This window comes from Acinetobacter sp. YH01020 (assembly GCF_013420275.1).
Classification (GTDB): domain Bacteria; phylum Pseudomonadota; class Gammaproteobacteria; order Pseudomonadales; family Moraxellaceae; genus Acinetobacter; species Acinetobacter amyesii.
The window spans coordinates 1-12,225 of record NZ_VOYN01000028.1; the positions used below are offsets into that span (position 1 = coordinate 1).

Consider the following 12,225-nt stretch of genomic DNA (forward strand, 5'->3'; position numbering starts at 1 on the left):
TGAGTTTGAATATACGTGAAGTCACCGACCTGAGAAGCATCGCTTCGCAAGGGTTTGGATAATCAGCAGTAAAATTACGTTTCACTAAATCATCCGCTCTTTTTTGATCATCTCGGCTACGGGTGGTGTGTTTATTCTTCCCACGCCAAACACCCTGTATACCTAGCTTCTTCATCAAGCGAACCACTGTACAGCGTGCAATAACATAACCTTCACGTTTCAGTTGTTGCCAAACTTTACGTACACCATATCGACCTGAACTTTCTTTCCAAATTCGTTTAATTTGTTCAGCATGATGCAAATCATGTAGATCTCGCTTTGCTCGATGTTCTGGGTTTTCAGCAATATCTAGTGTTCGATAATAGGTAGAAGCTGAGATCGGTAAAATCCTACAAATCGCCTCAACACCATATAACGCCTTATTGTTATGGATGAAATCCACCATTATTTGTGTGGGCGGTCGAGCTCCGCCTGGGCGAAAAAAGCGGCTGCTTTACGCAGAATTTCATTGGCACGCTTTAATTCTTTGATTTCACGTTCCATTTGCTTCATTTTTTCTTGATCAGAGATCTGTTGTACTTTGATAGGATTTTGCTCATCTAAATGCTTTTGATGCCAAGCACGAAGTGTTTCAGGAGTACAACCAATCTTAGGCGCAATAGCTGTGATCGCAGCCCAATTAGATGGATAGTCTTTTTCAGATTCAATCAATAATTGAACCGCTCTTTCTCTGATTTCAGGGGTATATTTTAATTTGGTCATCGGAACATTCTCTCAGAATACTGAGTCTCCGACAAACCCGGTACGGTTCACAATGGTTTTGGGTGCTTTTGCCAAAACAAAAGTACCTCCAGCCGAAGGCTAATCCCTTTATTCACCCCCTAGATGTAAGACTCCGTCGAATAGAATTAAAAATCATTTTTAAAATGTGAAATTACTGTTATGTGCGTAACATCAGTTAATTATTTTTAGTTGTTTCAGATGCATTATATTTTTAGGAAATTATACGATCAGCGCATTTATCTAGCCTGCTCTAAATCCTTGCATTGCGCGATAAACAAGCACTAGCAGATGTCGAATAGCTTTTAAAGAAAACGCCCCCAATATATATTCAATCGACATTGTGAATTCTTTAACCTAAAGAATTTCTTCTTCAAATATACATGGGGAGATGCGCAATTAAGTCTTAGCTTTTATCGGCATTTGGTTGAACGAGGTCTTTAAAATCGGCACTAGAAGGGGCTTGATAGATTTTAAGACCAAACTCAGGTGTGATTGCAATCAGATGGTCAAAGATATCCGATTGAATCGCTTCATAATCTTTCCATGCAATTGTTTTACTAAAAGCATAAATCTCTAAAGGTATGCCTTCACTCGTGGGTTGTAACTGACGCACCAAAATCGTTTGGTGTTGGGCAATGCCTGAATGCTGTTGTAAGTAGAATTCTACATAGGCACGAAAGGTCCCAAGATTGGTTAAACGGCGCTGATTATATTTCGATTGATTTGAAAGTTGCTGATTAAACTGAGCAAGCTCTTCATGCTTATGATCAAGATATTGATCTAGTAATAAAAATTCTTTGAGTTTGTTTTGCTCATCCTGTGTCATGAAATGAATAGAGCTTTGATCGATATAAAGCGAGCGTTTGATACGACGAACACCTGACTGAGCCATACCACGCCAGTTTTTAAAGGTATCAGTCACCAATTTATTGGTTGGAATCGTGGTAAAAGTCTTATCAAAGTTCTGCACGGTTATGGTATGTAATGACATATCAATGACATCGCCATCTGCATTAAGCGACGGCATCTCAATCCAGTCACCAATTCGCACCATATCATAAGAAGAAATTTGTACCGAAGCCACCAGTGACAAAATGGTGTTCTGAAAAACCAACATAAGCACGGCCGCCATAGCACCAAAGCCTGCGAGTAATGTAAATACATCTTTTTTCAGGAAAGTACCTAAAATCATCAGGCCACACACCAAAAAAATGATCAATTTGACCAACTGCAAATAGCCTTTAATTGGTTTGTTTCTAGATTTTGGATTACGTTGATAAATCAGATTAAAAATATTTAGTAATTCAGAAATGGCTAAAGCAATGGTCAGGAAGATAAAGGCCTGACAAGCCATTTGAACGATTGAGATAAACTTCACAGATAAATGTGGGACTGTGGTTATGCCATTTAAGATTACAATTGCTGGAACAATGTTGGCAAAGCGTTTAATCACACTATGTTCTGACAAAATTTGACTGTGGCTAAAGGCCATTTTAGACACGAGCTTACGAATACCGCGTACCACAATTTGCTTGGCGATAAAATTTGCGATAATGGCAAAAATAATAATAAGACTGAGCGAAGTCAGCATTTCTAGCCAAGGGTATTGATCTGACCAATCTTGAATATTTTTAATGAACTGAATTTTTTCCAAAATCATCCTACTCTTATTGATGTAAATGAAAGGGTTAATCATCAAACTATTGTAATTATGATGATTATATAAGCAATTTTATACTCGTAAACTTTACGGAGTTACTACATGTATAGTCCATAATGTTACTTATTGGGTGCTAAGAAATGATTTTTTGAAGGTATAACCGATATTTATGGACTGAAATGGATGAACGTTGAGCTAAAAAAAAGCTCCCAAATTGGGAGCTTCATTGGTGATTTGAAGTGCTTACCACATTAAATCATCAGGAATTACATAAGCTGCATACGGATCTTCTTCATCCGTGGTTTGCTCATTCACTTCAGAGTTATTCACAATAATAAAGCCTTCCATTTTCGCATTAATACGGTCGGCTAATTCTTTTGGTAAAAAAGCATAGTTGCTATTTTCACGTGCAATAACAAGACTACCCGCAACAAGGGCATTATAAATTTGCTGATTGATATAAAGCTTTTTGATCTTGGCATCATCGATAAATTGATAGGTCGATTCGCCATCGGTATCACGAATTTTATGCTGATTAATCATTTGCATGATGGCAGCTTTTAATTCTTTTTCTTGCAAAACTGCTTTACGATCTTGCTCTAAAGCATGATCTTTGGCCATTTTCTGCTGCTGATCTTGCTCAATTTTCGCCTTGATTTCAGCATCTTTACTTTCACCAGTACGTTTTTCATGTACGGCTTGTTTAGACAATTTTTTTGCCTTTTTATTATCGACCAGACCTGCTTTAAGCAGTTGCGCCTGTAATGCATTTTTAACCATAGTACGTTCCAACTAATCGTGTATATGTCGATAATGAAAATAGATGATCCAATATACCGCGCTCATGATTAAACTGAGTACGGCAGGAATCAAGAATGCGTTTAATTTTAAATAAGGATAAAGCCAACTGGCAAGTATGCCACCAACGATAAATCCCGCCAAAATTAATAAATGTAAGACCACACGTTTCGACTCAACCGGAAGTCCACGGGCTTTATAACCCAAAGCCAAACCTAAGTCCGTCAAAACACCAGAAAGGTGTGTGGTACGAATAATGGTACCTTTATAGTGGCTAACCATTGCATTTTGTACACCCATAGCCACACATGCCCAAAGCAAAGCGTAACGTGGAAAATAGGGCAATAGTAGCCAACATAGGACAATAAAAAAAGCCACCAAGCTTAATGGGACGCCATAACGTCGCGTTAAGCTAAAGTGACTATTTCCAAGAATAAGCCCACTATAAAATGAGCCAATCACATAACAGAGCAACACTAAAATCAAATAAATAATTGTAGCCGGCTGCCATGCAATTAAAGCCATGGCTAACATACTGACATTACCCGTCATGTGAGATACCGACTGGTGCAAGATCGTCACCAGGCCGAGTACATTAATCATTCCTGCATTCACTGCGAGAAAAAAAGCACCCAGTTGTATCCAAAGCGGTAAAGTCTGAAAAGGCATGGCCTCGCCTTAAAAAGTATCCAATATCAGGATATTATCTTAAACCACGGTCTACTGCAGCTGTAAATAATACGTCAGTCGAAGAGTTTAAAGCGGTTTCAGTTGAATCTTGAAGTACGCTAATAACCATACCAATGGCTACAACTTGCATCGCGATATCACTTGAAATACCAAACAGGCCACAAGCCACTGGAATAAGCAGCAATGAACCACCAGCAACACCTGAAGCACCACATGCAGAAACGGTAGCAACGACTGATAAAATCAACATTGTGCTGAAATCAACAGAAATGCCCAAAGTATGAACTGCTGCTAGTGTGAGGACTGTAATTGTGACCGATGCACCTGCCATATTGACAGTTGCACCTAAAGGAATCGCTACACTTGCAGTTGATTCGGGGACACCAAGACGCTTTGCAAGGTCAAGGTTTACAGGAATGTTTGCAGCTGAACTACGTGTAAAGAATGCAGTGATACCACTTTCGCGTAGGCATTGGAAAACCAATGGGAACGGGTTTGAGCGAGTCATAAATGCCACCATTAGTGGGTTAATGACCAAAGCTACAAAAAACATGGTACCGAGTAATACAGCAAGTAAGTGCGCATAACTAACAAGCGTTTTTAGACCTGAGTCGGCAAATGTAACAGCAACCAAACCAAAGATACCGACAGGTGCAAAGTTAATCACTAAACGGATTACTTTATTCACCGCATCAGCAGCATCGGATAAGAAAACTTTAGTGGTATCTGATGCATGGCGAAATGCAATACCCAAGGCAACAGCCCAAGCTAAAATTCCAATGAAATTTGCTTCTGAAATGGCTGTAACAGGGTTTGCGACAAAACTTAATAATAAGTTTTTCAATATTTCAGCAAGACTGCCTGGCGGAACAAGATTTTCTGCAGCAACATCCAAAATTAATGTAATTGGGAATAAAAGGCTTGCTACTACTGAACTTAAAGCAGCAAGGAACATACCAATAGCGTACATCAACATAATCGGTTTAATGTAAGAATTACTGCTGCCCACTTTGAAATTTGCAATGGATGACAGTACAAGTACAAAGACCAGTATCGGTGCTACGGATTTCAATGCCTTAATGAATAAATCACCAAGCAAACTTAAATAGGGTGCAACGCCCGGAGCGACGACAGCAACCAATACACCTAAAATAATGGCGATAATAATTCGGGTTACTAAACTCAAGCGTGTAAATGCTGAAAACATAGGAGAGCCTTGTCAGAATTACAATGACAAAATGATGAAAATTAGCCCTGTATTTTATACGAAAATGTGGAATGCTTAAAAAATAATTTAATTTAAAAATAAAACTTTGTTTTTTATAATCTATTTTTGTGTATTAAAATGTAAACCCTTCAAAACTCACTGTTTATCAAATTCGCATTGATTAAACAGTGAGCTAATAGGCCTTTAAATTTGGTACTCAGAACTGACTGTCGCAAGCTCAGTAACGGCTTGATAGTGGGTGAGAAAAATTTGACCACTCAAATGCGTGAGTAATTTTGAGTGCTGCAATTTGTCCATGACAGGGCCTTTGACCTCGGAAAAATGCAGTCGAATATCTAATTTTGATAATTCAGCATTTAAATCTTCCAACATTTCTAAGGCACTGAGGTCAATTGAACTGACGCTTGAGCAGTTGATAACAACATGCTCTAGATCAATATTTTCACTGACTTCATTGATCAGGAAACCTTTAAGCGTATTGGCATTTAAAAACGAGATATTTTCATCTATACGGAGCGAGAGAATATGTGGTGCGGTATAGACATGATGGCGCTGTACATTGCGGAAGTGCTGTGTGCCCTCGACTAAACCGATCACCGCAATATGTGGACGACTGATGCGCCATAACAACAGAATAAAGGTAGAAATGATGCCAATAATGAGACCTGTAGAAATATCGATACACACCACACCGAAAAAGGTCACCCACATCGCAATCCCGTCAGCTTTTGAATAACGCCATGTATCCACAAAAGGTTTAAAGTCGACTAATTTCCAAATGGAAACAATAATTGTGGCCGCCAAGATCACTAAAGGTAAGTCTTGGAAAAAACCAGTGAAGTAGAGACTGACAACGATAATCAGCAATGACGACAACACACCTGCCATCGGGGTTTTTGCACCTGCATCTGCATTAACCACTGTACGAGATAAGCTACCCGTCACTGGAAAGGCAGAGCTAACCCCAGCGCTTAGATTGGCTAAACCTAGAGCGACCAACTCTTGGTTACTGTTGAGTTGGCTTCGTTGTTGTAAGGCAGTGGCTTGGGCAATAGACAGTGACTCAACAAAACTGATCATGGCAATCATTGTTGCACCGGGCAGTAAGGTTTGTACCAGTTCCCAGTTCCAATGTGGAAAGCTTAAGGGTGGAAATCCTGAAGGAATTTCACCGACGGTTTTAATGCCGACATTTTGCAGGTCAAATAACATCACCGATGCAATTGAGATCACCACTAGTATCAATGGAAGTGCTTTACTTAGAAAGGCAGTAGAGCCGAATCGAGATTGAATTGATTGAGTGGCCAACATTTTTGGTACATAGATTAAAAATAGTATGGCCAGCACACCAAAGATGAGTGAAGCAAAGTGAGTCAAACTCAGATATTCCCACAAACTTAAAACAAACTCAGGGATGTTGTTGGCTTTTAGCGGGACATCGACGAGAAACTTAAACTGACCAAGTGCAATGAGCAGTGCCGAAGCAATAATGAAGCTTTTAATGACAGGATGACTGATCAACTGAATTAAAAAACCAAAACGTAGTACACCCAAAAGTAGAGAAATCAGTCCGACCATTAAGGCCAAAAGTGTAGCGGCTTCAATATAAACAGGCGAACCGACTTCAAATAGTGGATTGAGCGTGGCGAAGGTCATCATCGAAATGATTGCCACAGGGCCTATCGATAAGGTTGAGCTTCCACCAATGAGGGCGTAGACAATCATCGGTAAAATACTGGCATATAAACCCATGATTGGAGGTAAACCTGCCAGCATGGAATAGGCCATACCTTGAGGGACTAACATGGCAATCACGATCAGCGAAGCAAGTACATCAGATTTAAATTTCACTGGGCTGTAGTGCTGTAACCACTGCCAAGCAGGAAATTTCTGTAAGAAATGGGGTTTTAAATCTGACATAAATTTATATAAATCACAATTTCATATATATTATGCATAAAAAATGCTAAGAAGTCTTGTGCAATAAATTTTGACCGTACAATATCGCTGCTTATTTACGGGATATGTAAGAAACCATCATTTTAAATGAATTAATGAAAAGTATGAGCTGATTTAAAGCTTTGGATATTCGATATAAATATAGATATTTTGAAGAAGTTTGGAGGGTAAATTGAGATATTGAATTGCTGTCCATTGCGATAATTCATCTATAGTGGTGCAAGAACAGCATGTCTGGCTTGAAATTTTAAAATAACTGAGTGTTATTTATAAGATTAGTTGCAATACAATTGGTAAAGAGTATTGAGAACTTGAACTAAATTTGCATCTTTAATTGAATAATAAATTTGCTTTCCATCACGACGCGTGGTCACAACATCACTTTTGCGTAACATCATCAGTTGTTGTGAGAGGGTTGGCTGTTTAATATCAGTGATTTCTTCAATCTGAGACACATTCAATTCTTGCTGTGCTAGATGACATAAAATTAGTAGACGATCCGTATTTGCCAGCGACTTTAAAACGCCCACGACTAATTCGGCAGAATCACGCATAGTAGTGATTTCCAGATCGGTATTCATTGGATATGTCCATACGATTAACAACAGCTCAAGTATACGGATATCACGGCTTAATACATTGAATAAATAAGACAATTTCTATGGTTTTTTATGAAATCAAATATCATTAATTTTTATAAGTTTAAATTTAGTTAATCAGTTAAATTTATTGCTTGATTTTAGTGCAAGCTTTCACAAAATGCACATAAATATAAGACATTAGCTTAAAAAATCATGCACACTTTGAAAATAATTGTATCATCTAAAGATCGTATTCAATAAATACACAAGGGATAAATAGTCATGACAACAGATTCAGCTTTTCCAGCAACGAGTAATTTAGGTATCGCAGTATATAGTAATAACGCTGAAGCGATTGGTAATACACCTTTAGTTCGTATTAATCGTGCGATTCAGTCAGATGCAACGGTCTTGGCTAAAGTTGAAAGCCGTAACCCAGCATTTTCAGTGAAATGTCGTGTGGGTGCTGCTCTTATTGCAGATGCAGAAGAAAAAGGTTTATTAAAACCGGGTATGCATATTGTAGAACCTACAAGTGGCAATACAGGCATTGCTTTGGCATTTGTTGCAGCTGCGAAAGGTTATGCAATTACATTAACCATGCCAGCAAGTATGAGTATCGAACGCCGTAAGGTGTTAAAATCTTTTGGTGCAAATCTCATATTGACTGAACCTGCTAAAGGCATGAAAGGTGCAGTCGAAGAAGCACAGCGCCTCGTTGCCGAACATCCTGAAACGTATTATTTACCACAACAGTTTGAAAACCCTGCAAACCCTAAAATTCATGAATTGACCACTGGCCCAGAAATTTGGGAAGCAACTGGTGGTAAAGTGGATATTTTAGTATCGGGTGTAGGTACAGGTGGTACGATTTCTGGCATTTCAAGTTATTTTGAAAAAGTGAAAAATCAGCCGCTTTATTCTGTTGCGGTAGAACCGGCTGAATCTCCGATTATCGCCCAAGCGAAAAAAGGCGAAACACTGACTCCTGGGCCGCATAAAATTCAGGGGATTGGCGCTAACTTTATTCCGGGTAACTTAGATCTAGACCTTGTTGATGAAGTGATCGGTATTGAAAGTGCAGAAGCAATTGAGTGGGCACGTAAAACGGCTACTCATGACGGTATTTTAGTGGGTATCTCTAGCGGTGCTGCTATGGCTGCGGCGGCAAAACTTGCTGCACGTCCTGAGAATGCAGGCAAAACCATTGTGGTCATTTTACCGGATGGTGGTGAACGTTACCTTTCTTCCGTTTTATTTGAAGATATTAGTGCTGACTAATAATTCTGACATGAAAAAAAGCCCGTTCAATTGAATGGGCTTTTTTATTGATGATTTTGCTATTTGTACGTGTCTTAAGCCGCGTCTTGATCATCGTTTTTGGGATTTTGTTGTTTAATTTTTCGTTTAGGCGGTTAATGTCCTAACTTTCGAGCGATGTATTTAAACAGGAAGCCTAAGAGTATGCATATCGTGACAGCAGGGATAACCACTTGAGTGAGCCAAACATCAATATGATCTTGACTCCAACTTAAAATTAAAAATAAAAAAGCACACAAATATGCGCAGTTAAAGCAAATGTTCGACAGTTTGTACATGCGAAAGAGAGTAATTCGTTTGGTGGTCACGAATCTCTATCTTACTGAATAATGAGGAAAGGTGTAGTTTTAATATCAGAAAAATAAACTAATTAAATAATCATTATTCAATATTATTGATTATATTTTTGAATCTACGAAATTTTTTATACCTTAAAGAAAAGCCTTGCTGTGAGTCAGAAAAACTTGACCTTCCCATTATGGTAAAGTTTAAGCTATAAGCCAAAACAAGCACATATAATTGGGATGTTGCCATGACAGATTCGACAGAACGCAAACTTTTTGACGGCACACTTGCTATTGAAGGGATGACCTGTGCTTCTTGTGTGGCACGGGTGGAAAAAGCCTTAAAAAAAGTCGATGGCATCACTGATGCTCAAGTGAATTTAGCCACTGAAACAGCACATGTTCAGAGTGATAAAAATGTGGATTATTCTGCTGTAATTCAGGCCGTTGAAAAGGCCGGTTTTGGCGTTGCACAAAAGCAGATTGAACTTGAAATTGAAGGGATGACTTGCGCATCGTGTGTTGCACGTGTTGAAAAAGCATTAAAGACAGTTCCAGAAGTCATCGATGCACAAGTGAATTTGGCAACTGAAAAAGCCACGATTACGGCATTGGCATCTGTTGAAAATTCTGTATTGGCGAAGTCCGTAGAAAAAGCAGGCTTTCATATTGCACAGCCCAATATTGAATTAAATATTGACGGTATGACCTGTGCTTCATGTGTGGCACGGGTTGAAAAAGCTTTAAACGCTGTAGAAGGTGTCAATAAAGCAACGGTAAATTTAGCCAGTGAAAAAGCTTTTGTTCAGGCTCCCGCTTCAAAAACACAAGAATTGATCGCGGCAGTTAAAAAAGCGGGATATAGTGCGACCGTTGCTACGCAGCAACAACCCACAATGGCAGAAAAAAAAGCCGACGAAGCTCGGTTACTCAAGCGTGATTTAATCATCGCATTGGTACTCGCTGTTCCTGTTTTTATCTTGGAGATGGGATCACACATGATTCCAGCTTTTCATCATTTTATTGCGCATAATTTAGGGACACAAAATAGTTGGTATATTCAGTTTATATTAACCACTTTGGTGTTAATCCTACCCGGAAGACGCTTTTATCAGCACGGCATACCAGCACTTGCGCGACTTGCCCCGGATATGAATTCTTTGGTCGCAGTCGGGACTTTATCTGCTTATAGTTTTTCTTGTGTTGCAACATTTGCTCCGCAATTATTACCGCAAGGTACGGTTCATGTGTACTTTGAAGCAGCTGCAGTAATTGTGGCGTTGATTCTTTTGGGTCGTTTTATGGAGGCGAAAGCCAAAGGTAAAACATCGCAAGCCATTCAATACTTAGTCGGCATGCAACCCAAAACAGCACGTGTAGAGCAATCTGGAAGCTATATAGATTTGCCGATTAGTGATGTTGAAACAGGTATGTTGATTGAAATACGGCCTGGTGAACGTTGCCCAGTTGATGGTGCTGTAGTGTCTGGGAACAGTTATATTGATGAATCGATGATCAGTGGAGAGCCGATTCCGGTCGAGAAAAAAGCCGGTGATGAAGTTGTCGGTGGTACGATTAACCAAAATGGGGCATTGAAAATACAAGCCACTGCGGTAGGTCAAGATTCTGTTTTGGCACAAATTATCCATATGGTCGAACAAGCTCAGGGTTCAAAATTACCGATTCAAGCTTTGGTGGATAAAGTCACGTTATGGTTTGTACCGGTGGTGATGGCGTTGGCCTTGATCACCTTTTTAGTTTGGTATGTTGTAGGACCTGAACCGAGTTTAACCTATGCATTAGTCAATGCTGTAGCAGTTCTGATCATCGCATGTCCATGTGCAATGGGTTTGGCAACGCCAACGTCTATTATGGTCGGTACAGGGCGAGGTGCAGAGCTTGGAGTATTGTTCCGTAAAGGTGAAGCCTTACAACAACTCAAAAATACGCAAGTGGTTGCGGTCGATAAAACTGGGACATTGACGGAAGGTAAACCGAAACTGACAGATTTTGAAGTCACTGAAGCATTTGATAAAGATAGTGTATTTCAGTTATTGGCCTCCGTAGAGCAGAAATCTGAACATCCAATTGCCTATGCCATCGTACAAGCTGCGAAAGAGATGCAAGTGCAACTTTTAGAGGTTGAACAGTTTGATTCCGTGACTGGTGCTGGGATTCAGGCCGTTGTTGAAGGACAAAGCATTTATATCGGTGCAGATCATTTGATGCATAAACTTGGTTTAGATACACAAATCTTTTCATCACTGGCGGAACGCATGGGCAATGAAGGCAAAACCCCGCTCTATGTATCGATCGATCAACAGCTTGCTGCCATTGTTGCTGTTGCCGACCCGATCAAAGCTACAACCTTTACAGCCATTCAAGCTTTGCATGATTTAGGGCTGAAAGTGGCCATGATTACAGGCGATAACCGACATACTGCCACTGCCATAGCACGACAGTTGAAGATTGATCATATGATCGCTGAAGTAATGCCAGACCAAAAAGTGCAATCTGTACAACAATTGCAAAAAGAACATGGTGTTGTTTGTTTTGTCGGCGATGGCATTAATGATGCGCCTGCACTTGCGCAAGCAGATGTCGGCATGGCTATTGGTACAGGGACAGATGTGGCGATAGAGGCCGCGGACGTTGTGCTTATGTCGGGTAATTTACAAATGGTACCGACAGCGATCGCACTGAGTACTGCGACGATGAATAATATTCGCCAAAACCTATTTTGGGCATTTATTTACAATGCAGCATTGATTCCTGTCGCTGCAGGTGTGTTATATCCATTCTTTGGCATATTGCTTTCACCTATGTTCGCCGCAGGTGCAATGGCACTTTCATCGGTGTTTGTTGTGTCAAATGCCTTACGTTTAAAAGCATTTAAAGGGCCAGTTTTTCAGGAGTCTTGAG

The 12,225-nt window shown here is 39.7% G+C and carries 8 protein-coding genes, 1 pseudogene and 1 other annotated feature; of the genes and pseudogenes, 2 read left to right on the forward strand and 7 right to left on the reverse strand.

Annotated elements, in window-relative coordinates; genetic code table 11:
• The 7 genes and pseudogenes from FTT85_RS11300 to FTT85_RS11330 all read right to left on the reverse strand — a co-directional run.
• Positions 1-762, reverse strand: a pseudogene (locus tag FTT85_RS11300) (IS3 family transposase); the annotation flags it as partial.
• Positions 371-487 (reverse strand) — a sequence feature (AL1L pseudoknot). Its footprint overlaps the pseudogene before it by 117 nt.
• Before the next feature lie 424 nt (positions 763-1,186).
• Positions 1,187-2,443, reverse strand: coding sequence for a mechanosensitive ion channel family protein (locus FTT85_RS11305; RefSeq protein WP_373886889.1), 1,257 nt, complete (start codon positions 2,441-2,443; stop codon positions 1,187-1,189).
• A 243-nt stretch (positions 2,444-2,686) separates the two neighbouring features.
• Complete coding sequence (locus tag FTT85_RS11310; RefSeq protein ID WP_168377529.1) at positions 2,687-3,223, reverse strand: DUF2058 domain-containing protein; 537 nt, start codon at positions 3,221-3,223, stop codon at positions 2,687-2,689.
• Between the two features lie 12 nt (positions 3,224-3,235).
• Positions 3,236-3,910, reverse strand: coding sequence for a YoaK family protein (locus FTT85_RS11315; protein WP_180183574.1), 675 nt, complete (start codon positions 3,908-3,910; stop codon positions 3,236-3,238).
• Between the two features lie 34 nt (positions 3,911-3,944).
• Positions 3,945-5,138, reverse strand: a complete 1,194-nt coding sequence (gene sstT / locus FTT85_RS11320) for a serine/threonine transporter SstT (protein ID WP_180144509.1) — start codon at positions 5,136-5,138, stop codon at positions 3,945-3,947.
• Positions 5,139-5,342: 204 nt separating this feature from the next.
• Positions 5,343-7,079, reverse strand: coding sequence for a SulP family inorganic anion transporter (locus FTT85_RS11325; protein ID WP_180183575.1), 1,737 nt, complete (start codon positions 7,077-7,079; stop codon positions 5,343-5,345).
• A gap of 314 nt (positions 7,080-7,393) precedes the next feature.
• A complete protein-coding gene (locus FTT85_RS11330; RefSeq protein WP_180183576.1) occupies positions 7,394-7,699 on the reverse strand; it encodes a helix-turn-helix transcriptional regulator in 306 nt (101 codons plus the stop codon).
• Positions 7,700-7,981: 282 nt separating this feature from the next.
• On the opposite strand from FTT85_RS11330, the gene cysK reads away from it, so the two are divergent.
• The gene (gene cysK / locus FTT85_RS11335) at positions 7,982-8,980 is read left to right on the forward strand and encodes a cysteine synthase A (protein ID WP_180183577.1); all 999 of its coding nucleotides are present in this window, start codon (positions 7,982-7,984) and stop codon (positions 8,978-8,980) included.
• Between the two features lie 571 nt (positions 8,981-9,551).
• A complete protein-coding gene (locus tag FTT85_RS11340; protein ID WP_180183578.1) occupies positions 9,552-12,224 on the forward strand; it encodes a heavy metal translocating P-type ATPase in 2,673 nt (890 codons plus the stop codon).
• The last annotated feature ends 1 nt before the right edge of the window (position 12,225 follow it).

Coding starts and splice junctions, on each gene's coding strand:
- FTT85_RS11305 (WP_373886889.1), bottom strand. CDS start 2,443: ATGATTTTGGAAAAAATTCAGTTCATTAAAAATATTCAAGATTGGTCA.
- FTT85_RS11310 (WP_168377529.1), bottom strand. CDS start 3,223: ATGGTTAAAAATGCATTACAGGCGCAACTGCTTAAAGCAGGTCTGGTC.
- FTT85_RS11315 (WP_180183574.1), bottom strand. CDS start 3,910: ATGCCTTTTCAGACTTTACCGCTTTGGATACAACTGGGTGCTTTTTTT.
- sstT (WP_180144509.1), bottom strand. CDS start 5,138: ATGTTTTCAGCATTTACACGCTTGAGTTTAGTAACCCGAATTATTATC.
- FTT85_RS11325 (WP_180183575.1), bottom strand. CDS start 7,079: ATGTCAGATTTAAAACCCCATTTCTTACAGAAATTTCCTGCTTGGCAG.
- FTT85_RS11330 (WP_180183576.1), bottom strand. CDS start 7,699: ATGAATACCGATCTGGAAATCACTACTATGCGTGATTCTGCCGAATTA.
- cysK (WP_180183577.1), top strand. CDS start 7,982: ATGACAACAGATTCAGCTTTTCCAGCAACGAGTAATTTAGGTATCGCA.
- FTT85_RS11340 (WP_180183578.1), top strand. CDS start 9,552: ATGACAGATTCGACAGAACGCAAACTTTTTGACGGCACACTTGCTATT.